Raw genomic sequence first — 23,323 nt, forward strand, 5'->3', positions numbered from 1 at the left:
AAACGTACACCACTGGGGCTTATTGTCCGGTGCCAAAACTATGTATTTTACAAATGTTATCCAAATGTAAATGGTTTAAATGTAAAAGTTATCCACATTCTGTGTAACCTTAGTGTTCATTTTACAGGTATTTCTTCTATATGTTGCAATAAAAAAGTAGATTTGCTCTTGTAAATAAAAACCAATACCCAAAAATGAGTGCAGTAGAAATTAATAAAGATACCTATCTGAAGTGGTTTGAGTCGATGTTGCTGATGCGCAAGTTCGAAGAAAAAACAGGTCAACTATACGGACAACAAAAAATCCGTGGTTTTTGTCATCTATACATTGGTCAGGAAGCAGTTGTAGCGGGTGCTATTTCGGCATTAAGACCAGAAGATTCTATGATCACCGCATACCGCGATCACGCACACGCTCTTGCAAAAGGTGTAAGTGCAAACAGCATTATGGCTGAGATGTACGGTAAAGCAACAGGATGTTCAAAAGGTAAAGGTGGTTCTATGCACATGTTTAGCAAAGAGCATAACTTTTATGGTGGACACGGTATCGTTGGTGGGCAGATCCCATTGGGAGCGGGTATCGCTTTTGCTGAGAAATATAAAGGCACAAAAAATGTAAACGTTTGTTACATGGGTGATGGAGCTGTTCGTCAGGGCGCTTTGAATGAAGCTTTTAATATGGCAATGCTTTGGAAATTACCAGTGATCTTTGTTTGTGAGAATAATGGTTATGCAATGGGTACTTCTGTAGAACGTACTACAAACATGACTGATATATATAAAATAGGTTTAGGTTTTGATATGCCATGTGCACCTGTAGACGGGATGGATCCTGTAGCAGTTCACACTGCAATGGATGAAGCGGCTCAACGTGCCAGAAATGGTGATGGACCAACTTTCCTGGAGATCAGAACTTACCGCTACCGTGGTCACTCTATGTCTGACCCTGCTAAATATCGTTCTAAAGACGAATTGGAGTCTTATAAAACTAAGGATCCAATTGAGCAGGTAAGAGAAACTATTCTTAAAGAGAAGTATGCTGATCAAGCCTGGATCGAAGAGATCGAAGCAAAAGTGAAACAAATCGTTGATGATTCTGTGAAATTTGCTGAAGAGTCTCCATGGCCGGAAGCATCAGAACTATATACTGATGTATACGTACAAGAAGACTATCCATACGTAAAAGATTAATTAAGAACGCATTTCATTTAATATTATAGAATGGCTGAAGTAGTTAAAATGCCCAAAATGAGCGATACCATGACCGAAGGTGTGATGGCTAAGTGGCATAAGAAAGTTGGAGATAAAGTTAAGAGTGGCGATGTAATGGCCGAAGTGGAAACCGATAAGGCAACCATGGATCTTGAATCATATTGGGATGGTACCGTTTTATACATTGGTGTAGAAGAAGGTAAGGCTGTTCCGGTTGATGCAGTTATCGCTGTAATTGGTAAAGAAGGAGAAGACTATAAAGCGGCATTGGCAGCAGAACAAGGTGCAGAAGCACCTAAATCTGAGGCAGCGCCTGCAGCAGCTCCGGTTGAAGATAAAAAAGAAGCAAGTGCTGGTATTACTGATGCTGATCTTGAAAAGATTGGTGTAACAGTAATCAGAATGCCTTTGCTAAGTGATACGATGACTGAAGGCGTAATTGCCGAATGGCATAAAAAAGTTGGTGATAAAGTGAAGAATGATGATATCCTTGCTGATGTAGAAACCGATAAGGCAACTATGGAAGTGATGGGTTATGCAGAGGGAACTTTATTACATATTGGTGTGGAAAAAGGTGCTGCCGCGAAAGTGAATGGCATTATGGCGATTGTTGGTCCGGAAGGAACTGACATTAGCGAATTCCTTAAGCAAGGTGATGCCCCTGCAACACCTGTTGCTGATAAGAAAGCTGATGCTCCGGTAGCTGAGACTGCAGTAGCCACAGAAACTATAGCAGCTCCTGCTGAAGGTGCTGATCGCGTAAAAGCATCTCCTTTGGCAAAAAGAATTGCAAAAGACAAAGGTATTGACCTTGCTAAAGTTGCTGGTAGTGCTGATGGCGGACGTATCATTAAAAAAGACATTGAGAACTTTAAGCCAGCAGCTGCCCCTCAGGCAGTAAGTGCAGCCCCTGCAGAGAAATCGGCTTCGGTAAGCATTCCTCAGTTTATTGGTGAAGAGAAATATACAGAGAAACCAGTTACACAAATGCGTAAGGTAATCGCTAAGCGTTTATCTGAAAGTTTGTTTACTGCACCTCATTTCTACCTGACCATGTCGATTGATATGGATGGTGCAATTGCTGCACGTACCAAAATTAATGAGTATGCTCCAGTAAAAATCTCTTTCAATGATATGGTGTTAAAAGCAGTTGCGATTGCTTTAAAACAACATCCTAATGTGAACTCTTCTTGGTTAGGCGATAAAATTCGTTACAATGAACATGTGAATATTGGTGTGGCTGTGGCTGTTGAAGACGGTTTATTGGTTCCTGTAGTTCGTTTTGCAGATGGTAAATCACTATCCCACATTTCTGCGGAAGTGAAAGACTTCGCACAACGTGCTAAAGCTAAAAAATTACAACCATCGGATTGGGAAGGATCTACTTTCACTATTTCTAACTTAGGAATGTTTGGAATTGATGAATTCACTGCCATTATTAACCCACCAGACGCATGTATTCTTGCAATCGGCGGAATCTCTCAGGTTCCAGTGGTTAAAAACGGTGCTGTTGTTCCAGGAAACGTAATGAAAGTTACTTTAAGTTGTGATCACCGCGTGGTGGATGGTGCAACCGGATCTGCTTTCTTACAAACACTAAAAGCATTGTTAGAAGAACCAGTAAGACTATTGGTTTAATTAATATCTTAAATAATCTAAAAAGCTGCCTCGGCAGCTTTTTTTATGCCTGTTACTTTTTGTACTTTTGTTGCTATGTCGAATATTAAACCTTCTCTAGTTAAAGGAACCCGTGATTTTTCACCCCAGGAAATGGTCAAACGCAATCATATTTTTGATACTATAAAAACGGTATTCAAAAAATATGGCTATGCCGAAATACAAACCCCAACGATGGAAAACCTGAGTACTTTAACAGGTAAATATGGAGATGAGGGCGATAAACTGATTTTTAAGATTTTAAATAGTGGAGATTTTCTCTCCAAAGCAAAACCAGAACTATTGGTAACAGCCAATTCTCAAGCCTTAACGTCTTCAATTTCTGAAAAAGCGTTGAGATATGATTTAACTGTTCCTTTTGCACGCTATGTAGTGATGCATCAGAATGATATTTCTCTTCCTTTTAAGCGCTTTCAGATTCAACCTGTATGGAGAGCTGACCGACCGCAAAAAGGTCGCTATAGAGAGTTCTATCAGTGTGATGTAGATGTGGTAGGTTCAGATAGCTTGTTGAATGAAGCCGAATTTGTGCTGATCTATCAGGAAGCACTGAGTAACCTGGGCCTTAAAGATTTCACGATTAAATTAAACAACCGTAAAATTCTTTCTGGAATTGCAGAGATTATAGGTAAACCAGAATTGATCATAGATATGACGGTTGCCATTGATAAGCTGGATAAAATTGGCCTGGATGGCGTAAGTAAAGAGTTACTGGAACGCGGATTTACAGCAGAAGATCTGGAGAAACTGAAGCCAGTAATTTTACTGCAAGGTACTAATGAGGAGAAACTGGAGAGCTTGCGGACTGTACTGGCGGATTCGCCAACCGGAATGAATGGTATTGCAGAGATTGAAACCGTATTTAAATATTTACAAGGATTATTGCAAAGTACACCTGATTTGCGTCCGGACCTTGAATTGGATATTACGCTGGCACGTGGTTTAAACTACTATACCGGTTGTATTTTTGAAGTGAAAACGAACGAAGCAGCAATGGGAAGTATCGGCGGAGGTGGCCGTTATGACGACCTGACTGGTATGTTTGGTTTAAAAAACTTAACAGGAGTGGGGATTTCATTTGGTGCAGATCGTATTTACGATGTATTGCTGGAATTGAATCTTTTCCCTGAATCTACTGCTGCAGGAACCAAAGTGCTGATCAGTAATTTTGATGAAGCGGCAGAATTGTATGCACTTCCTATTGTACAGCAATTGCGAAATGCTGGTGTCGCGGCTGAGCTTTATCCTACGGCTGCAAAACTGAAAAAACAAATGAGTTATGCAGATGATAAAAACATCCCTTATGTAATACTGATTGGAAGTGATGAGCTGGAGAGCGGTCTGTTAACTTTAAAAGACATGCACAGTGGTGTACAAGAGAAATTAAAACTAAACGATATTATTGAAAGAATTAAAGACTAAGCCTGGCCTAGTCTTTTGACATATAAGCGGCCAGTTTAGCGCTGGCCTGCTTTCTTACTTTGTTTCTAAGGAAGGAAGTCCAACCCAATAACATTCCGGTAAAACCAAGCGATTGCCTTGACCAGGTATAGAAATTGAAGTGATCCCGGTGCTGAAGAATCTTTCCATTTTCTATGATGAACTCAGCATCAATTTGATTCAATACTTTTCGTCCGGTTGCCGAAAAGGTATAGTAGGCATCCCAATGGGCACTGCCTCCATCTTCCCAGGCCTTTACTGCGCTAAACTCTATGCGCATATCTTTTCCGCTTTGAATCAGCATAGCCCACATTGCACGTAATTCCTGAGCATTCAGATTGCTGAAAACAGGGTCGCTGAAAGTTGCCTGATCACTATAGCAATCCTGCATTCCTTTAATATCTTTGTTTTGAAAGGCCGTATAGAATTTGGTAATCAGTTCATGGTTGGCTTTCATCATTCTAAAAATTAGTAGGTTTTTCCTGCGAGGATGCCCTCGATTCTATCCAGTAAATCGTCAATATCAAAAGGTTTTGCAAGAAAACCGTTGGGTTTAAAAGCACCATGTTGGATATTGGCTTCGGTATATCTTGCTGAGATCATTAATACCGGAATCTCTGCAGTGTTGACATCAGAGCGAAGCTGCGTTAACAGTTCTCTGCCATCACCATCAGGGAGCATAATATCCATAATGACAAGGTCTGGTTTAGACTGTTCAATGTGCGTCATCATGTCTATGCTTTTGTTCAGACCGGTTACTTTATACGCTTCGCTTTGTAAGATTAGTGTGATGACATCAAGTATGGCGTGATTGTCCTCAACGACGAGTATGTTTTTGTGAATTTTAGAGCTTTTTGCCAAAATCGAGGGGGGTTGGATGTAATACAAATATATTTAACAGGATTGATTTGTTTATACAATTCTCTGTTTTTATCAACAGATTCTGGTAAAAATATTTGTCGATACATTCGAATAGCAGCCGCTGTCATGATTAAGGATGGTAATAATTACTGGCTGGACGAAAAAAGTATTTATCAATGAAACCTTTTGCCTTCTTGTGTGTCTTACTATTAAGTTTTAGGTTTTTAAAGAAGGTGCAATTGTGGCGATTGTGCCTTTTTTATTATGCTTTAAATTCTGTGATTCGTTTGGCCATACCATTAAACAGGAAGATGTGAAATGGAAACATCGCATACCAGTATAATCGACCCCATAAACCAGAAGGTCTGAATGTAGCAATCTGAGATAGAAAATATTTCCCATGAAAATCAACAATCTTAAATTCCAGCCAGGCTTCTCCAGGAACTTTCATTTCCGCATATAGCAATAAACGTTTTTTATGCTCATCCGCTAATAAGACCCTCCAAAAGTCGATCACATCTCCAGCATGTAAAAATTGATTATGGGTTCTGCCTCTTCGCGTTCCTACACCGCCCATGAGCTTATCTAAAAGTCCCCTTAAATTCCAAAGCCAGTTGGCATAATACCATCCTCTGTTCCCGCCAATGCTCCAAATATTTTGGAATACTTCCTCTGGATTTCTTTCAAAAGGCATCTTTACCTTGTATTCCAGCGTTCCATTTTGTGGAACTTTTACCTGGTCCATGAAGTTTGTGTCCAGATAACCCCGGTTAAGTGCATCTTTCCAACTGGATACAATGGAATTTTGTTCTATTTTTTCAAAAGCCAGTTCAAGAGTTTTACGATAAGGTAAGCAATCACTTGGCGGAATGAGGCCGATTTGATTTTCCTTACAGATAACTTCATTTTTCATGCTGTCTACTAAACTTCTTGCTAAAGCATAAGGCACCGAAGTAACGAGATTTAACCATAATGAGGACAAGCGGGGAGTAAGCAGCGGTAAGCTGAGGATGAAACGTCTTAGATGGCGTACTTCCGCATATTGCATCATCATCTCTTTATAACTCAGGATGTCTGGACCTCCAATGTCAAAAGTTTGATTTATAGCCTTATGATTTAACAATACACTATTTAAATGGCGAAGTACATCCCTAATTCCGATTGGCTGACATTTGGTATTGACCCATTTTGGCGCTACCATAACGGGTAGTTTTTCTGTCAGATCCCGGATTATTTCAAAAGAGGCGCTTCCTGAACCGATAATAATGGCTGCTCTTAAAATGGTATATGGAATGTCTGAGCGTTTTAATACTTGTTCGACGGCCAATCTTGAGCTTAAATGTTTCGAAAGTTCGGCATCATTAACGATACCAGTTAAGTAGATGATTTGCTGACACTGCCCTGATTTTAGGGCTTTCAGGAAGTTTGTTGCGGAGGTTTTTTCTAATTCAGAGAAGCCGTGTTCACTTGCGGACATAGAGTGGACTAGATAGTAAGCCGCTGCAATATCATTAGGAATGCCAACTAAGGTTTCTGGTTTTAGCAAATCTCCTGTGATAATTTGTACTTGATCACCAAAGTCGGATCCCTCGGTAAAGCGTCTTTTGTCGCGTACCATACAAACCACTTGATGGCCGGCGGCTAATAGAACTGGTAACAGCCTGCTGCCGATATAGCCATTTGCTCCCGTCAACAGAATTTTCATTTTAAGGTATGAGGTTGAAAAGTATCTGTGCGAACCAGTGATTTTAATTCCTGTAAAATGGTGTATAAACCAAAATTGGTACGGTTTACATAAATAAAGTGTTTTACTCCTCTGGCTTGTTTGAATTCCGGCATAGTGGCTACTTTCTCCGCATATCTGTAAAGCTGCTCAAAGAACTCAGGTTTACTGAAGTCGAAGGTTTTGCTGGTATAAGGTCTGGCAAATAACTCAATCATTTCCCGATAGGCTTTATAATAAAATTCAACCTGACTTTCCGTATCTTCCGGGTGGATCATCTCCAGCTGACGGAAAGCGGTGATGGTTTTTGCTTTGTCCTGGAGTACATCTGTAGAGATCAGAGAGAAAAACGGATAGTAGAAATCATCCGGCATTTCCTTGATACAGCCAAAATCAATGACTCCTAGTTTCTCCTCAGGGGTAATCATAAGATTTCCGGGATGGGGGTCAGCATGAACTGCCCTCAGCTCATGTTGCTGGAAATTGTAAAAATCCCATAAGGCTTGTCCTATTTTATTCCTGAGCTCTTGTGAAGGATTGGTTTTCAAAAACTCTTTGAGGTGTAAACCTTCTATCCAATCCATGGTAATGATCCGTTTTCTGGAAAGTTCCGGGTAATATTTTGGGAAGACTACATTTTGAAGATGCTGACAAGCTTCTGAAAATTCGATGGATCTTCGTACTTCCAGTTCATAATCTGTTTCTTCCAATAATCTTTCTTCGACTTCCTTAATGTAAATGTTGAGTTCCTTTTCGTTCATTCCTAAAAGACGAAAGGCGAAAGGTTTTACCAATTTGAGGTCAGAAGAGATACTGTCGCCAACACCAGGATATTGAATTTTAACCGCTAATTTTTTGCCATTAAGTTCAGCCTGATGTACCTGCCCTATAGAGGCGGCATTGCTGGAATGAAGGTTAAATTTATCATAGATTTGTTCCGGAGTTTTTCCGAAATATTTGCTGAAAGTCCTGACAATGAGTGGTCCGGAAAGAGGAGGAGCATTGTACTGCGACTGTGTAAATTTGTCGATGTAAGATTTTGGAAGGATATTCTTGTCCATACTCAACATCTGGGCAACTTTAAGTGCACTACCTTTAAGTTCGCTTAGCGATTTATAAATATCTGCTGCATTATTCTCGTTCAGCTCATCCCTGCTCAGCTCTGGATTAAACAGTTTTTTAGAATAGTGCTTGATGTAATTGCCTCCAATCTGGATTCCAGTTTTTACAAATTTCGCTGATCTCTGTCCCTTGGTAACCGGAATATGCTCTTGTTCTTTCATGAGTTTTATAATCCCATTTTTTCTTTAAAGTTTCCATTTCTGGAAAGAAATTTTCCGTACTCCAGAAGATTGTCTAAGGGGGATCGTTCAAAAAGATCGAAAGTTACATTTACTCCTTTTTCAATCACCTCATCCGTTTTTTCAAATCCGGAACTGTCGTCCGTTATCCAGAAGTTCACAATAAAGCCAAATTGAACCCATATCGCATCCTTATAGCGCTTGCTCAAAAACTTACGATTGGCAAGTTCCCCACTTTCTAATCCTTCATTGATAACGGATTCAGAAAAGTTCTCAAAAATTGGCTTCACCCCAGATAAAACCTCTGGTGTTCCAAACTTATTTCTGTGTTTTTTTAAGCTATAAATGATGAAACTTCTTTGTTTTTTTAGAACTTCTACATAGCTGTAAAAGAAGGAAAGTATTTTTTCTCGGGAGGAGTACTGATTCCAAACTTCTTGTGTTTCGATTGCAGTAATGGTTTCGAGTGTGAGCTCTACCCATAGGTTCTTTTCAATACTATCAAAAGAGGGATAGAAGTCGTAGAAATCTTCTTCAGCAATTTTTAGTTTCTTGACGAAGCTATATACTGAAGCTGGTTGTTCACCATTGAGGAGTACATAGTCAATGTATCCGTTTTTGATTTGCTGAGCAGTTGCCATTTCTTTTTATTTAATAAACGTTAAAGCGGTCTGCTTAGTTTCGCAGACCGCCTAATTTAGCTTATTATTCCATCACGGTTTTGTAATAAAAACGTATTGTGGTAAAGGAAATGTGAATAGGTTCAGGAAAATACGAATTGCTTTATAAGCCAAGTCTGTGTTTTCTCAGGGTGTCTTTTGCAATATCATATCCTGCATCGGCATGTCTGATTACACCCATAGCCGGATCATTATGTAATACACGTTTGATCCGGATTGCCGCATCTTCAGTACCATCGGCAACGATCACCATACCGGCATGGATAGAATATCCGATTCCTACGCCACCACCATGGTGTAAAGATACCCAGCTGGCACCACCGGCAGTATTGATCAGGGCATTAAGTATTGGCCAGTCGGCCACTGCATCAGAACCATCCAACATAGCTTCTGTTTCCCGGTTTGGAGAGGCTACAGATCCGGTATCCAGATGATCTCTTCCAATCACTAAAGGTGCCTTTACTTTGCCATCTGTTACCAATTTATTGAAGGCGAGACCAGCTTTTTCTCTTTCTCCCTGCCCTAACCAGCATATTCTTGCAGGTAATCCCTGGAAAGCAATGCGTTCCTGAGCCATAGTAATCCATTGTTTCAGACTTTCATTTTCCGGGAAAAGTTCCAGGATCAATTTATCTGTTTCATAGATGTCTTGTGGATCCCCGCTAAGTGCAGCCCATCGGAAAGGACCTTTTCCTTCACAAAATAGTGGACGGATATAAGCAGGAACAAAGCCCGGAAAGTCGAAAGCGTTTGTCACACCTACTTCTAATGCTCTTCCGCGAAGATTATTGCCATAATCGAAGGTGATGGCACCACGATTTTGCAGTTCCAGCATCTGACGGACATGCTTAGCCATCGTCTCGTAACTTCTTTTCACGTAATGCTCCGGATCTGTTTTACGCAGTTCATTAGCTGCTTCTACCGTTAGTCCTTCTGGGAAATAACCAATCAGTGGGTCATGTGCAGAAGTCTGATCTGTTAGCGTATCAGGCGTAATGTTACGGTCAATGAGTCGCTGTAATAAATCTACCGCATTACAAACTACACCAATCGATAGCGCTTTTCCATCCTTTTTATATTGTAATGCTTTGTCGATTGCCTTATCGATATCGTATTCAATTTCGTCAATGTACCGTGTTTCCAGGCGTTTTTGAATGCGCCATTCTTCTACATCGGCGGCCAGGCAAACCCCCTGGTTCATGGTAATCGCTAATGGTTGCGCGCCACCCATGCCTCCTAATCCTGCGGTCACATTCAATTTGCCTTTCAGGTTACTGTTGAAATGTTTGCGTGCTAAGGCAGCATAAGTTTCATAAGTTCCCTGAACGATGCCTTGAGAGCCGATATAGATCCAGGATCCTGCGGTCATCTGTCCATACATCATCAGACCTTTATCTTCCAGTTCATCAAAATGTTGTTGTGTGGCCCATTTAGGAACGAGTTGCGAATTTGAAATCAAAACCCTAGGGGCATCCTTATGTGTTGGTAAAACTCCAACAGGTTTTCCGGATTGAATTAATAAAGTTTCTGTTTCTTCTAAATTTTGAAGAGCTTTAACGATTAATGCTAGAGCTTCTTTATTTCTAGCGGCCTTCCCACGACCTCCGTAAACGATGAGCTCTTCTGGACGTTCAGCTACTTCGGGGTCAAGGTTGTTCAGGAGCATACGCAATGCAGCTTCCTGCACCCATCCTTTACAAGTCAATGTATTTCCGGTTGGGGTTTGTTTTTTACTTAAATCTAAACTTAAATCCATTATGCGGTCATGTAAGGGCAATGTTATAAAACAAATGTATGTAATTATGTGAGATTGCGTAATTTAGCACTCGAAATTGAAAAAGCGTCAGCAACATATCCATAAAATTATATCCATAACATTGCTTTGGGTATTTGCGATAGCTTTGACTCCCTTTAGCGCTTTCCATCACCATGAGGAAGAGGTAGCCTGTCAGAATGAAAAAATATGTACTCATAAATTGCATGTTGGGAGTCATGTGGAAACCTGTCTGGTATGTGCTGCACATTTCGAAAAAAATTATTTACATGAGCAGGTTCAGTTTCAGGTTTATCTGGAAAACAAACCTGTCATCAAACATTATCCTGTATTAAGCGGTTCGTATGCAGCGTTAATCAGTACATCCCTAAGAGGGCCTCCTTTCGTATAGTTTTTTCTTTTCCCCGAGGGATCATTTACATTGTTGACCATAGCAATTATGCTAAATTTTATTTTCTGATTTCAGGATTAGTTTGCATTTGGATGCTTTGTTTACAGGGGTATTGGTCCTGCATTTAATTTGCTGATACATGTTGTTGTTGCCAGGAAACACTAATTTGTTGTTCTTGTAAAGTCGTCTTAATCTTGAAGTCTACTCCTTTGTAGGCGTGGGTAAAGATGGCCTGGATGGCAATTAAAATATGGCAGTGTAATAATTTGCCTCAAAGGGATGGCTAATTGCAGCCTTATTATTCAATCTAATATTTACGAAATTGTTGGCTTCGGCCAATTTGATGGTTTGTTGATCTCATTCCATCCAAACACATATCAGCACATGAAAAAGATACATCTGGTATTTTTAGTCTTATGGTACACCTTATTTTCAAGCCCTTTATTTGCCTCTGGATTGGCAGATTTTAAAGGTAGAGTTACCGATGCGGGGGATCATGAACCCTTGGTTGGCGCTACGGTTTATATCAGCGATTTAAAAGCGGTAACGAGTACCAATGTAAATGGAGAGTTTACGTTAAAAAATATACCTTCAAAGGGGAGGTTTCTTCTTGAAGTTCGTTTTGTAGGTTATAAGACCTTTTCACAAATTGTAGACCTAAGTACAATCAATAGATTGAATATTGCGATGGAAACTTCTGCCATAGAAGGTGCGGAAGTGGTGATTACGGGATCACCTTTTAGTGCCAATAATAAAACCAATAGCTTGTCGGTAGTGACAGTAGGGAAAGATAAATTAGCTCAGGCTGCCGGTACAAACTTAGTAGATGCCATTTCAAAAGTTCCCGGAATTTCACAGGTGAGCACAGGGGGAGCAATCTCTAAGCCAACGATCCGTGGATTAGGGTACAACCGGGTGTTGACCATGGTAGATGGAGCAAGAGAAGAAGCTCAGCAATGGGGTGATGAACATGGAATTGAGGTAGATCAGTTTTCTGCTGCAAGAGTAGAAATTCTAAAAGGTCCTGCAAGTTTACTTTACGGGTCTGATGCTCTGGGTGGCGTCATCAACATTATTGATGATCTTGTGCCTCCTCCAGGGTCCTTTAATGGGAATTTTACCAGTTCCTATGCTACAAATAATGGATTAACAGCTTCTTCTTTAATGCTTCAGGGCAACGATGATGGATTCGTGTATCGTGGTCGTGCTTCCTATAAAAATGCGTATGGCTTTGCATATAAAGGTGCTGTAGTCCCAAATTCTGGTTTTAATGAGTTTAATGTGAACGGGATGCTAGGTCTGAATAAGAGCTGGGGATATTCTCATTTAACTTTTTCGCGCTTTCAGACCAATATTGGTTTAGTAGAACGTGGGCCTGATGAGCAAGGAGCGTATTTAGATGAGGATGGTAACGTAGTGAGTAAAGCTGAAGCAAGGGAACGTAGAATAGGATTGCCCTTTCAAAACATTAATCATTATAGGGCAGCATTAAATAGTAATTTCATCCTTGGTACAGGACAGCTGAAAACAACCTTTGCATTTCAGCGTAATATCAGAAAGGAATTTGAAGAAAGTACAACTGAACCGGGCTTGAATCTAAACCTGAATTCTTATACCTATGATGTGAAATACTATTTCCCGAATGCGGGTAAATGGGAGCCAGCCATTGGTGTTCAGGGTATGTACCAAAATAATCTAAATAAAGGGGATGAGTTTTTAATTCCTGATTATAATAGTAACAACATTGGTGCTTTTGTATACCTGAAACGTAACTTCGATAAAGGTGCAATCAATATTGGTGCGCGTTATGATTATAAAAAGATAAATGGAAAGGCCTTAGCCGTAGATGGGGAACCTTTATTTACTGCCTTTGACAACCAGTTTTCCAATGTGTCCGGTTCTGTAGGTTTTGCTTATGAAGTTGCCAAAAACCTGGTGCTAAAAGGAAATGCAGGTACAGGCTTCCGTGCACCAAATATTGCGGAATTGGCTGCTAATGGTCGTCATGAAGGAACATTCAGGTATGAAATTGGAAACTCAAACCTTAAACAGGAAACAAGTTTACAATTTGATCTCGGATTGGAGTATACAGCTAATGCCGTTACTTTCGGACTAAATGCATATGCGAATCGAATCTATAATTATATCTATTCAGGAAATTTCAATAACGAAGTCACTGGTATTAGTGATGGGAATGGGATGACAGAAACATTACCTGTTTATCGGTTTGTACAAACCAATGCAGACTTAATTGGGGGAGAGGCTTCAATGGATTTCCACCTGATTAAATCGCTACATTTTGAAAATTCTTTTGCCTATGTAAAAGGAACAAACCGTGCAAATGATCAGCCATTGCCTTTTATCCCTGCGGCATCTATCAATAATGAATTGCGCTTTGAACCGAATATCAAAGGCCTTGCAGGAACTTATATGAAAGTTGGTTTAACGAATGTATTGAAGCAGGCCCGTTTTGATAGTTTTGAAACTCAAACCGATGGATATACTTTATTGGACGCAGGACTTGGAACAAGCATCAATACCAAAAGAGGAAAATTGAACCTTTGGGTAACTGGTCAGAATTTACTGGATAAAAAGTATTTTAACCATTTGAGCAGGTACAAAATGGAAGGGATTTACAATACTGGAAGGAATGTGACCTTTGGTATCAGTGTGCCTTTTCTGTAACCAGGATTGATCTAAAAAGCGCCTTATCGCGAAAATATATTTCATAAGTTGCCCCAGGATTTTTAAAATCTCTGGGGCATTTTTATGAAGCGGTACTGGAAACCGGTTCTATTCTGATCACAGTCCATTGTTGAATATGACACATGAATAGGTTAATGGAATTATATATTAGGTCAATTCTGTTTTCAAGAGTTCTTCCTTTGTTCTTAAAAATGTAATAGAAGCAGCGATGTCAAGCGCTAGTAAGCGATCGGCCTCATTAAAAGAAACTACGGACCTGTAATTAGAAAGCAGATTTTCTATGGCTTTAGAAGAACGTAAAGGTTTTCTTAAATCTAGAGCTTGTGCTGCAGTGAGTAACTCAATCGCCAAAATTCTTTCCAGGTTATTCAGTACACGTAAACATTTTGTGGCTGCATTTGCACCCATACTTACGTGGTCCTCCTGACCATTGCTGGAGACGATACTGTCTACCGATGATGGGGTACATAACTGTTTGTTTTCGCTGGCAATTGATGCGGCTGTATATTGAGTAATCATTAGTCCAGAATTTAAACCTGCATTTTTCACCAGAAACGGTGGCAGACCTCTTTGTCCTGAAATCAATTGAAAAGTTCTTCTTTCAGAGATTGAGCCTAATTCCGCAAGGGCAATACAAAGGAAATCCAATGTTAAGGCCAAAGGCTGGCCATGGAAGTTTCCGGCTGAAATAATCCGGTCTTCATCAGGAAACACATTTGGGTTATCGGTAACCGAATTGATTTCTGTCTCGAATACCGACTGGATATAGTGGATGCTGTCTTTACTTGCTCCATGAACCTGAGGTACACATCGGAAAGAATAGGGATCCTGTGTTTGTTTCCCACTTCTGCCAATTAGTTCACTTCCTGCAAGCCATTTAGTAATATTGGCTGCGGTATGCAGTTGTCCGGCATGAGGACGAATCACATGGCTAAAGGTTTCAAAAGGATCAATTCTGCAATCAAAACCATCTATAGATATGGCAGCAATCGCATCTGCCCAGTTCATCAGTTTTTGTGCTTTCAATAAGCAAAAAACGCCATAAGCGCTCATAAACTGTGTTCCGTTGATTAAGGCTAATCCTTCTTTAGATTGTAGTTTTAATGCTTCCCAACCTAATTTTTCATACAGTACCGACACCGTTATTTTCTCTCCCTGATACCATACTATACCTTCGCCGATTAAAGGTAAGGAGAGGTGAGCAAGAGGTGCCAGATCACCTGAAGCACCTAATGAACCCTGGGTGTAAATCACTGGCAAAATATCGTAGTTGTAAAAGTCGACCAAACGGGAAAGGGTAGTCAATGCTATTGCAGAATGCCCATAACTTAAAGACTGAATCTTTAATAACAACATCAATTTAACTATTTCAGGTGGCACCTCCTCTCCAGTTCCACAAGCATGGGATAGGAGCAGATTGTGTTGGAGCTGGGAAAGCTTCTCTGATTCAATTTCTACATGTTGTAGGTAACCAAAACCGGTGTTTATCCCATAAATTGGACCTTCATGACGTTGTAATTTATCGTCCAGATAACTCCTGCATTTTTCAATTTTTGCAATGGCTGCGTCGGATAATTTTAGCAATTGTTTTTCGGCGATAATCCTGGAAATCTGACCCATAGTTAACCGCTCCAAACCTATTTGGTGACTGCTCATACATTTTATATTTCCCCAAAAATATAAATAATGCTTAAGTTTAGAACTTTCAGTTCCTATTATTGTTTTTTCTAAAAACCAGTTTATGTTTTATAAAAAAGTTGCTCTTTACCTGTGTTTACTTTTCAGTGGCACAGCGACTTTGGCACAACAAGCCGATACCCTTTCTATCACCTTAGAAAATGTTAAATATCCTTATGCCGTAAAATACTTCCCTATCCATACTGAAGGACAGGATTTAAATATGGCTTATATGGATGTGGCGCCATTGGGTAAGGCTAATGGTAAAACTGTGGTCTTACTTCATGGTAAAAATTTTGGGGGATACTATTGGACGAATACGATTAAAGCATTAGCCGATCGCGGATTTCGGGTAGTTGTCCCGGATCAAATTGGTTTCGGGAGATCTTCTAAAGCCTATATTCATTATAGCTTTCATCAGCTGGCACGTTGGACTAAACAATTGCTGGACACTCTAGGGATACAGAAAGCGAATATCCTGGGCCATTCTATGGGTGGAATGCTGGCTACACGCTTCGCATTAATGTTTCCGGAAAATACAGAAAAATTATTGCTGGAAAATCCGATTGGCCTGGAGGATTATCGCAATTTCATCCCTTATGTGAGTACCGATCAGCAATATCAATCGGAACTAAAAGCAACGGCAGAAAGTGTCAAAAAATACTACAAGACATCTTATTTTACGGTTTGGAAGCCTGAGTATGATGAACTGGTTCGTATTGCCGGAGGTATGACCAAAAGTGCCGATTTTCCAAGATTGGCTAGAGTGAATGCGATGACCTATACCATGATCTACGAGCAACCGGTGGTTCAGGAATTTATTAACATCCGTGTCCCTACTATTTTGTTTATCGGGAAGGAAGATAAGACCATTGTGGGGAAAGCACTATTGAGCCCGGATCAGCAAACCTTATATGGACAATACCGGTTCTTAGGTAAGCAAACTGCTGCTAAAATTCCAGGGGCAAAGATGGTAGAGTTTGAAGCCTGTGGGCACATTCCACATATAGAAGTACCCACAGAATTCAATGTGGCTTTATTGGGCAGTCTATAAAGAATGCCCTCCAGCTATGAAGGCCGGTCTGCTGCCAGATCCTGCGAAAATATCTCGGCCAGGCTTTCATATAACTCAGGGTGTTTCGACTTAAATTGCTCTGGCTTTTCAAAAAAGTATTCAGATACTACAGCAAAAAACTCTGCCTCATTGGTGATGGCATAAGGGTTAATATCCGATTTTCCTTTTTCAATTCTTTTCATTTCCTCATGAATCATCCGAACCCAGGGCATCACATATTCATGCCTCATCAGGTTTTCTGGAATACCGTCTGTTGCACCATCTGATTTATCCAGTAGATGAACAAACTCATGAATGGCTGTATTTTCCTTATCTGCGGCATTGGAAAATCCTTTGATCAGCGCGGCTCTGGATAAGATCATCTGGCCGTTCATATATCCAGAACCCACCATTCCTAAAATATTTCTTTGGCCCCCTTCATATTGGAACTCTTCATTGAAGGTATCCGGATATAAAAGGATATTCGTCAGGTTGCGATAATGCCAGTCCTCAAAGCCAAATACCGGAATCACCGCACTGGAGGCAATCAATAACTTATCAAGTACAGTTACTGGGGTACCTACGCCCTCGATATGAACCTCTGCGAGGAATGCAGAAATACGCTGCTCAAACCTTAAACGGTCCTCTACGGTGAGGTGTTGGTAATAAACGACATGCTGAAAGAGCATTTGTTTATCTTCCTCACTTAGCATCACGTAATTCCGATGACTGTCTTTCCTAAAAATAAAGTAGATCACCAATAACAAAATGGGGATCAGTATGAAAAATGCCTGCATAAGTTAAGCCTCCAAAATTTCCAATTGCGTAATTACCTGCTCTTCTGTTACAGGGTATGGCTGATTATTTACTATACTTTGATATACCGCCTCAAATAAAGGCAGGTAGCTTCCTGCTAATGCTGGGATCGTATGCGTTGTTTTTACTCCAGCCTCATCCAGTAAGTATAGTTTTCCTTCGGTTCCTGGAGCTTCAATACCATAAGCAGGATCATCTAATTTCATGCCTGCAAGTAATTGTGCTTCCTGTGCATCTGTTCTATATTTATGTAAAGAACCATTGGTTCCATTAATTATGAATGCTGGTAAAGCTTCAACAACCATCATATTAGAATGGACAAATACATTTACACTATCAGAATAACTTAAATGAATGGAGAAATAATCATCAACCTGTGTATTTATACGGTTTTTACCTAGAATTTTATGAAAAGATACGGGCTTACCGAAAATGCTAATTGCCTGATCCAATAAATGTGGACCAAGGTCGTACATTAAGCCACTTGCAGCAACTGGTTCTTCCTTAAAACTCTTTACACCAATGGTAGAACGGTATCTGTCGTAACGGAAATGTACCTCACTTAATTTACCCAGTCTACCACTTGCGATGACTTCAGCTACAGCCCTGAAATCACTATCCCATCTCCTATTTTGATAGAAAAGTACTTTTCTCCCCAGTTCTTTAGCCAATGCTAGGATTTCTTTAGCCTCTTCAGCAGTAGCCGTAAATGGCTTTTCTACCAGGATATGTTTTCCGGCCATCAATGCCTTTTTCGCATATTCGTAGTGGGTATTGTTTGGTGTATTGATGATGATCAGTTCGATTGCGTCATCATTGAGTAAATCTTCAATTGTAGTATAGCTGATGATTCCAGGGTAGTCTGCTGCCGCACTTTTCTGATTCCGCTCTGTTACAGCATGCAGTTTAAATCCGGGGTGTGCTGCTACAAAAGGGGCATGAAACACTTTGCCCGACATTCCATAGGCCATCAGACCTGTTATTATTGTTTTTTTCATAGGTATATAATTGTGCTTTCAAGTATTGAGCTGATATAGGCTAAAATAACAAAACCCTTGACTAAACCCTTAATTTTAATGTAATAAAGCGCTGGCGCTAATTTGTATCTTTGTGATATGAAACCTGCAGAAATACACGCAAAATGGAAAACTTTGCAAAAAAAGATAGCTCAGGAGTTTGATTCTGATGAACCCGATTTAAAGGTAATGCTGTTTTTAATCGGTGTGCAGGAGTTAGGCAAAGGACCTGGCAAGTATAGTAAAAGACAAAAGGAAGAACTCATGCATATTGCAACTTGCCGTTTGTTAAGTGAAATGGGCTTTTATGAACTGGAAGGATTAGACCAGGATGGATGGCCGCATTGGAAGCTCATTAAACCCGTTCCTTCATTTGCAATGATGGAGCAGGAATTGTTACTGAAGTCACTTACCGTTACTTATTTTGAAGATATCTACGGTACAGCGGAACAAGAAGCTGAATAAAAAATCTGATCACATAAAAAACCCGAAGTACAAAGTACGACGGGTTTTTATTTATAGGTAGATGTGGATGTGCTAATTATTTGCCTTGTTGTGTAGCTTGTTGTTTCAATTGATCATTTGCAACAATTACCACCTCAACTCTACGGTTGGCAGCTCTTCCAGCCTCAGTACTGTTATCAGCAATTGGCTCAGACATACCTTTTCCAATAGTAATTAAACGTGATGCCGGAACACCCTGAGAAACTGCATAAGCTTTTACTGCTGCTGCTCTTCTCTCAGAAAGGGCCATGTTATAGGCTTCTTTTCCAATGTTGTCTGTATGACCAATTACTTTAATGTCCGTTCCAGGATATTTAGTAAGAGAGGCTGCTAATGATTGGACGTTAGTTTTAGCAGCAGGAGTCAAATCAGATTTGTCGAATCCAAAAAGGATACCACTATCAAATTTCACAATAATACCTTCACCTTCACGGATAACTTCAGCATTAGGGATTGCATTTTGAATCTCTGCTGCTTGTTTATCCATTCTTTTTCCAATAAAACCACCGGCTGTACCACCAACAGCAGCACCAATGATAGCCCCAACAGCAGTGTTACCCGCCTTTTTTCCGATAATAGCACCTAGAACACCGCCCGCAGTAGCACCAATACCTGCGCCTTTTTGTGTTTTAGTTAAACTATCACAGCCCTGAAATGTCATTGCACCCATAGCTAAAGCGATACTAAATGCTGCTATTTTAAATTTTGAAGTAACCATAGTTTTATAATTTATTTTACCCAGACCGTTAATCAAACCTAGTGCCAAATTCATGTTTTGTAAAATTATTGTGTCATTAGAATAATTTATGAGACAAAGGTCAGCACGAAATCAATGAAAGCATCAAAAAATAGTTAAAAACTGACTATAATTCTGTACAATAATTTATGCTATTCTGCAAAATAAGCTTCTAATTCGCTCAATGTATTTTCTGTTTTGTGTATGTCTTTAATAATCAGTCCTTTTTCCATAAGGATGATTCTGTCACATACGTCAGTGACATGGTTCAAATCATGACTGGAAATCAAGGTCGCCATCTGACGTTCTTCTTTTAGGGAGCGAATCAGCGTTTTGAGACGAATCTGTGTGGTTGGATCAAGATTGGCGAAAGGCTCGTCCAGAATCAGGAGTTCTGGGTTCTGCATCAGCGATGCTGCAATACCTATCTTATTCTGATTTCCTTTAGAGAAGTCTCTGATATACTTGCCTTTATTTAGAATTTCACCGTTGAAGAAATCATGAAATTGCAGAAGATAATCGGATACATGCGCTGCGGTCATCTGGTGCAAACTGCCTATAAACATGAAATACTCTTCAGAGGTAAGGTAATCAATCAGAAAACCCTCATCCAGATAAGAGGCAGTATAATCTTTCCAGCTGTCATAACTGCCAACCAATTCTCCTTTGGACTTGATTTCCCCTGCTGTGGGACGAATCAGGTCTAACATCATTCTAAACATCGTGGTTTTACCTGCGCCATTGTTGCCCACAATCCCCACTGTTTCCCCAGCATTAATCTGTAAGGACTCAATATTGACTACAGTTTTGTTGCCGTAAGTCTTTTTTAAGTTTGAAATTTCTAAAATCATGATTTTTCTCTAAAGCCAGCTGCAATTTTGTATTTTCTTTTATTAAACTCTTTTGCTAAAAAATCTACCCAGAACTCACGTGTCAGGAAGGCGGCAAGGCCACACAATCCTAAGGCGAGCAGGCCCCAGTAAGGGTGACCACTCATCGAAAAGGGAAGAAAGATAAGGTATGGACTTAAAAAATAAGGTAGCCCTAATATCCACTGCGCAGCACCTACACCCTGGAAATTAAAAGTAGAACCTTTACTGAGGTCCATCGATTTATAATTTCGTGTGGCAAAGTATAGGACTAAAATGGTTCCTATTCCTATATTATAAAGATACGCGGCAAATTGTACAGCCAATATTTTCCAGCTTATAAACCCATATAAACAGGCCACCAGGGTCGTAAATGTGGAGAATAATGTGAATAACAGAAATTTCGACCGTATAAAATCTCTAACATCAATTTTATTGGCCATCAAGCCATCGAAATGTGAAGACTGCCAGCCAAACATGAATTGTCCATATATACTGATGGTGTTCCCTGTCATAAATACCGCAGCAAAAAGCATCATGGCAAGATGATCCTTGTCTAACAACTCTTTTTTATAGAAGATGAAACCATAAAACAAAAAGATCATACTCATCGTGATCGCAGATCGGCTTCTTTTATTTCTAAGAATGAGCTTAATTTCTAACGCAGCTAAAGCGCCGACCTTTCCAAAGCGATCCAGAAAAGGGTAGTCTGTACTTGTTTTAACTTCTTCAATACCGCTCAACTCTTCTGCATATAGGTTATTTCTCAGGTATCGGGCATTCCATAAGAACATCCCAACCGCCAAAAAGCTAAAGCTCAATGCGGCGAAAGGCTGATCTGTAATGAAGCTAAAAATCTGGTTTGAAATTGCTGCAATAGAAAAGACTTTAAAATACTCCAGTAAACCCAAAGTAACGATGGTTAACAATACAATTGGTACAAGCTTCAGGTGTTGTATGCTCAGCCTTTTGATATATAGAGCGGCATAATTGTTAAAGATCACCAATGAAACAATGGAAATGATGTACATCGTACCTGTAATAGGGCTATATACACTAGAGATTGCGGTTAAGCAGAAGGGGATAAACAAAAACAGGGGCAACAGATTAAATGCAGAAAACAGCGCCCTGACATTTAAAAAATTAACAAGCTTTCTTTTTGGAATCTTTAGGTGAAGGTAAGGAACAACGCTCATGGTTGGCAGATCCTGTAATTGCATCCTCATCAGAAAATCAATCGCAAAATAATAGAGGATGACGCCATTGAAAACTTCAAATACATCTTTTTTGGGGAATGCTTTTGCAATAAATACCTCCAGATTTAAACCAAGGATCAGTGCCAATGCCAGTAGATAAAGGACTACAAAACCAATCAGCAATTGTGTTGCAATTGTTCCGCCTTTATTTTTTGAGCGCCAAAAGGCTTTCCATTGATGGTCTAGGAAGGTTGAAAGCATATTAATAGTTGTATTTATTTTTCCAGTTTTGTCTTAATTTCTCCCTAAGCTTATCTTCTGCAGGATTTTTTCCCGGGTCATATAATTTAGTGCCACTTAAAGTTTCAGGGAAATATTCCTGTTCAGAAAAATTCCCTTCATACCCATGTGAGTATTTGTAGTCCTTTCCATATCCAATATTTTTCATCAATTTGGTTGGTGCATTACGGATATGTAATGGGACGGGTAAATTCCCAGTTTGTTTCACCAATGCCTGAGCTTTATTTATGGCTTCATAGGCAGCGTTACTTTTTACAGAAGAGGCCATATAGGTCACAGCCTGGGAAAGAATAATTCTAGACTCCGGATAGCCAATTACATTGACTGCCTGAAAACAGTTATTGGCCATTAATAAGGCATTAGGGTTGGCATTGCCAATGTCCTCGGCAGCAAGAATCAATAATCTTCTTGCAATAAAAGAAGGATCTTCACCACCTTCAATCATTCTGGCCAACCAATAAACAGCGGCATTTGGATCACTGCCCCGAATACTTTTAATAAATGCTGAGATAATGTCATAATGCTGCTCTCCGGCTTTGTCGTATAGCGCCAGATTTTGTTGGGCATGTTTTAAAACACTTTCATTGGTCAGCACAATTTTATCAGCACCTATACCGTTGATGGCAATTTCCAGTACATTTAATAGCTTTCTGGCATCACCGCCTGATAACCGAATCAAGGCCTCATGTTCTTTGATGGTGATGTCTTTCTCTTTCAAAACGCTGTCCTGTTTAATTGCAGTTTGCAATAAGCCGGAAAGTTCTTCTTCGTCCAGTGATTTTAAAATATAGACTTGTGAGCGTGAAAGTAAGGCGGAGATCACCTCAAAAGAGGGGTTTTCTGTGGTTGCACCGATTAAAGTAACCAGTCCTCTTTCTACGGCACCTAATAAACTATCTTGTTGTGATTTGCTGAAGCGGTGGATTTCATCAATAAAGAGAATGGGGAGGCCCATAAAACTATCTTTTAGCGCTGCTGCCCGGTCGATGACATCTCTGATGTCTTTTACCCCTGAATTGATTGCACTCAGGTTAAAAAAAGGGCGGTCTAAAGTCTGGGATATGATATAAGCAAGAGTAGTTTTTCCAACACCCGGCGGGCCCCAAAAAATCATTGATGGGAGTTGCCCGCTTTGAATGGCTTTACGCAATACGGCATCAGGACCTACTAAGTGCTGCTGACCCACATATTCATCCAGATTTTGTGGGCGCATACGCTCTGCTAAAGGAGGTAGGTTTTGCATAATTGGTAGATTTTGTTCCTATTCATTTGTCGGTGCCGTAGTATCCGACGATGTATTTGCTTTGCTCGCCGGGCTTTCTGAACCTGTTCTATTTGTCTTTGAATCATGATGATTTGAAGCCGAAGTTGCAGAAACAGATTTTTCAGGC

General features: G+C 40.0%; 19 protein-coding genes. 6 read left to right on the forward strand and 13 right to left on the reverse strand.

The window, feature by feature from the left end:
- Positions 1-194 precede the first annotated feature (194 nt).
- From pdhA to hisS, 3 genes are all read left to right on the forward strand, one after another.
- Positions 195-1,190 carry a pyruvate dehydrogenase (acetyl-transferring) E1 component subunit alpha gene (gene pdhA / locus R2Q94_RS14055; protein WP_316822102.1) on the forward strand — a complete coding sequence of 332 codons (996 nt, stop codon included), beginning with the start codon at positions 195-197 and terminating at the stop codon, positions 1,188-1,190.
- Positions 1,191-1,220: 30 nt separating this feature from the next.
- Positions 1,221-2,849, forward strand: coding sequence for a 2-oxo acid dehydrogenase subunit E2 (locus R2Q94_RS14060; protein ID WP_316822103.1), 1,629 nt, complete (start codon positions 1,221-1,223; stop codon positions 2,847-2,849).
- A 75-nt stretch (positions 2,850-2,924) separates the two neighbouring features.
- The gene (gene hisS, locus R2Q94_RS14065) at positions 2,925-4,310 is read left to right on the forward strand and encodes a histidine--tRNA ligase (RefSeq protein ID WP_316822104.1); all 1,386 of its coding nucleotides are present in this window, start codon (positions 2,925-2,927) and stop codon (positions 4,308-4,310) included.
- A 7-nt stretch (positions 4,311-4,317) separates the two neighbouring features.
- Here the strand turns inward: hisS and R2Q94_RS14070 are convergent, their stop codons facing one another.
- The 6 genes from R2Q94_RS14070 to hutU all read right to left on the reverse strand — a co-directional run bounded on the left by R2Q94_RS14070 (position 4,318) and on the right by hutU (position 10,649).
- Positions 4,318-4,788 carry a nuclear transport factor 2 family protein gene (locus R2Q94_RS14070; protein WP_316822105.1) on the reverse strand — a complete coding sequence of 157 codons (471 nt, stop codon included), beginning with the start codon at positions 4,786-4,788 and terminating at the stop codon, positions 4,318-4,320.
- Between the two features lie 8 nt (positions 4,789-4,796).
- Positions 4,797-5,189, reverse strand: a complete 393-nt coding sequence (locus R2Q94_RS14075) for a response regulator transcription factor (protein WP_316822106.1) — start codon at positions 5,187-5,189, stop codon at positions 4,797-4,799.
- A gap of 262 nt (positions 5,190-5,451) precedes the next feature.
- Positions 5,452-6,894 (reverse strand): SDR family oxidoreductase, encoded by a 1,443-nt coding sequence (locus R2Q94_RS14080; RefSeq protein WP_316822107.1) that lies wholly within the window; start codon positions 6,892-6,894, stop codon positions 5,452-5,454.
- Positions 6,891-8,195, reverse strand: a complete 1,305-nt coding sequence (locus R2Q94_RS14085) for an AarF/ABC1/UbiB kinase family protein (RefSeq protein ID WP_316822108.1) — start codon at positions 8,193-8,195, stop codon at positions 6,891-6,893. Before R2Q94_RS14085 ends, R2Q94_RS14080 begins: the two co-directional genes overlap by 4 nt.
- Positions 8,196-8,200: 5 nt before the next feature.
- Positions 8,201-8,854, reverse strand: a complete 654-nt coding sequence (locus R2Q94_RS14090) for a TetR family transcriptional regulator C-terminal domain-containing protein (protein WP_316822109.1) — start codon at positions 8,852-8,854, stop codon at positions 8,201-8,203.
- Between the two features lie 142 nt (positions 8,855-8,996).
- On the reverse strand, positions 8,997-10,649 hold the full coding sequence (gene hutU / locus R2Q94_RS14095; RefSeq protein WP_316822110.1) for a urocanate hydratase: 1,653 nt from the start codon (positions 10,647-10,649) through the stop codon (positions 8,997-8,999).
- Positions 10,650-11,442: 793 nt separating this feature from the next.
- Here hutU and R2Q94_RS14100 point away from each other — a divergent pair.
- Positions 11,443-13,743: a TonB-dependent receptor gene (locus R2Q94_RS14100; protein WP_316822111.1), complete on the forward strand. Its 2,301-nt coding sequence runs from the start codon at positions 11,443-11,445 to the stop codon at positions 13,741-13,743.
- A 168-nt stretch (positions 13,744-13,911) separates the two neighbouring features.
- On the opposite strand, the gene hutH is transcribed toward R2Q94_RS14100, so the two are convergent.
- On the reverse strand, positions 13,912-15,420 hold the full coding sequence (hutH, locus tag R2Q94_RS14105; protein ID WP_316822112.1) for a histidine ammonia-lyase: 1,509 nt from the start codon (positions 15,418-15,420) through the stop codon (positions 13,912-13,914).
- Positions 15,421-15,505: 85 nt separating this feature from the next.
- On the opposite strand from hutH, the gene R2Q94_RS14110 reads away from it, so the two are divergent.
- Positions 15,506-16,495 carry an alpha/beta hydrolase gene (locus tag R2Q94_RS14110; RefSeq protein ID WP_316822113.1) on the forward strand — a complete coding sequence of 330 codons (990 nt, stop codon included), beginning with the start codon at positions 15,506-15,508 and terminating at the stop codon, positions 16,493-16,495.
- A 14-nt stretch (positions 16,496-16,509) separates the two neighbouring features.
- Here R2Q94_RS14110 and R2Q94_RS14115 read toward each other — a convergent pair whose 3' ends face one another.
- Positions 16,510-17,292, reverse strand: coding sequence for a zinc-dependent peptidase (locus tag R2Q94_RS14115; protein ID WP_316822114.1), 783 nt, complete (start codon positions 17,290-17,292; stop codon positions 16,510-16,512).
- 3 nt (positions 17,293-17,295) lie between these two features.
- Complete coding sequence (locus tag R2Q94_RS14120; protein WP_316822115.1) at positions 17,296-18,309, reverse strand: Gfo/Idh/MocA family oxidoreductase; 1,014 nt, start codon at positions 18,307-18,309, stop codon at positions 17,296-17,298.
- Positions 18,310-18,426: 117 nt separating this feature from the next.
- Here R2Q94_RS14120 and R2Q94_RS14125 point away from each other — a divergent pair, with 117 nt between their 5' ends.
- Positions 18,427-18,792 carry a hypothetical protein gene (locus R2Q94_RS14125; protein WP_316822116.1) on the forward strand — a complete coding sequence of 122 codons (366 nt, stop codon included), beginning with the start codon at positions 18,427-18,429 and terminating at the stop codon, positions 18,790-18,792.
- Positions 18,793-18,868: 76 nt separating this feature from the next.
- Here the strand turns inward: R2Q94_RS14125 and R2Q94_RS14130 are convergent, their stop codons facing one another.
- The 4 genes from R2Q94_RS14130 to R2Q94_RS14145 all read right to left on the reverse strand — a co-directional run bounded on the left by R2Q94_RS14130 (position 18,869) and on the right by R2Q94_RS14145 (position 23,175).
- Complete coding sequence (locus R2Q94_RS14130) at positions 18,869-19,549, reverse strand: OmpA family protein (protein WP_316822309.1); 681 nt, start codon at positions 19,547-19,549, stop codon at positions 18,869-18,871.
- 170 nt (positions 19,550-19,719) lie between these two features.
- Complete coding sequence (locus R2Q94_RS14135) at positions 19,720-20,418, reverse strand: ABC transporter ATP-binding protein (protein ID WP_316822117.1); 699 nt, start codon at positions 20,416-20,418, stop codon at positions 19,720-19,722.
- Complete coding sequence (locus tag R2Q94_RS14140; RefSeq protein ID WP_316822118.1) at positions 20,415-21,893, reverse strand: DUF5687 family protein; 1,479 nt, start codon at positions 21,891-21,893, stop codon at positions 20,415-20,417. Before R2Q94_RS14140 ends, R2Q94_RS14135 begins: the two co-directional genes overlap by 4 nt.
- A 1-nt stretch (position 21,894) precedes the next feature.
- Positions 21,895-23,175, reverse strand: a complete 1,281-nt coding sequence (locus tag R2Q94_RS14145) for a replication-associated recombination protein A (protein WP_316822119.1) — start codon at positions 23,173-23,175, stop codon at positions 21,895-21,897.
- Positions 23,176-23,323 lie beyond the last annotated feature (148 nt).

Origin of the sequence: Pedobacter gandavensis, from assembly GCF_032678465.1 — a bacterium.
Classification (GTDB): Bacteria; Bacteroidota; Bacteroidia; order Sphingobacteriales; family Sphingobacteriaceae; genus Pedobacter; species Pedobacter gandavensis_B.

Excerpts from the sequence above, each read along its gene's own strand:
- pdhA (WP_316822102.1), top strand. The coding sequence starts at position 195 with ATGAGTGCAGTAGAAATTAATAAAGATACCTATCTGAAGTGGTTTGAG.
- R2Q94_RS14060 (WP_316822103.1), top strand. The coding sequence starts at position 1,221 with ATGGCTGAAGTAGTTAAAATGCCCAAAATGAGCGATACCATGACCGAA.
- hisS (WP_316822104.1), top strand. The coding sequence starts at position 2,925 with ATGTCGAATATTAAACCTTCTCTAGTTAAAGGAACCCGTGATTTTTCA.
- R2Q94_RS14070 (WP_316822105.1), bottom strand. The coding sequence starts at position 4,788 with ATGATGAAAGCCAACCATGAACTGATTACCAAATTCTATACGGCCTTT.
- R2Q94_RS14080 (WP_316822107.1), bottom strand. The coding sequence starts at position 6,894 with ATGAAAATTCTGTTGACGGGAGCAAATGGCTATATCGGCAGCAGGCTG.
- R2Q94_RS14085 (WP_316822108.1), bottom strand. The coding sequence starts at position 8,195 with ATGAAAGAACAAGAGCATATTCCGGTTACCAAGGGACAGAGATCAGCG.
- R2Q94_RS14090 (WP_316822109.1), bottom strand. The coding sequence starts at position 8,854 with ATGGCAACTGCTCAGCAAATCAAAAACGGATACATTGACTATGTACTC.
- hutU (WP_316822110.1), bottom strand. The coding sequence starts at position 10,649 with ATGGATTTAAGTTTAGATTTAAGTAAAAAACAAACCCCAACCGGAAAT.
- R2Q94_RS14100 (WP_316822111.1), top strand. The coding sequence starts at position 11,443 with ATGAAAAAGATACATCTGGTATTTTTAGTCTTATGGTACACCTTATTT.
- hutH (WP_316822112.1), bottom strand. The coding sequence starts at position 15,420 with ATGAGCAGTCACCAAATAGGTTTGGAGCGGTTAACTATGGGTCAGATT.
- R2Q94_RS14110 (WP_316822113.1), top strand. The coding sequence starts at position 15,506 with ATGTTTTATAAAAAAGTTGCTCTTTACCTGTGTTTACTTTTCAGTGGC.
- R2Q94_RS14115 (WP_316822114.1), bottom strand. The coding sequence starts at position 17,292 with ATGCAGGCATTTTTCATACTGATCCCCATTTTGTTATTGGTGATCTAC.
- R2Q94_RS14120 (WP_316822115.1), bottom strand. The coding sequence starts at position 18,309 with ATGAAAAAAACAATAATAACAGGTCTGATGGCCTATGGAATGTCGGGC.
- R2Q94_RS14125 (WP_316822116.1), top strand. The coding sequence starts at position 18,427 with ATGAAACCTGCAGAAATACACGCAAAATGGAAAACTTTGCAAAAAAAG.
- R2Q94_RS14130 (WP_316822309.1), bottom strand. The coding sequence starts at position 19,549 with ATGGTTACTTCAAAATTTAAAATAGCAGCATTTAGTATCGCTTTAGCT.
- R2Q94_RS14135 (WP_316822117.1), bottom strand. The coding sequence starts at position 20,418 with ATGATTTTAGAAATTTCAAACTTAAAAAAGACTTACGGCAACAAAACT.
- R2Q94_RS14140 (WP_316822118.1), bottom strand. The coding sequence starts at position 21,893 with ATGCTTTCAACCTTCCTAGACCATCAATGGAAAGCCTTTTGGCGCTCA.
- R2Q94_RS14145 (WP_316822119.1), bottom strand. The coding sequence starts at position 23,175 with ATGCAAAACCTACCTCCTTTAGCAGAGCGTATGCGCCCACAAAATCTG.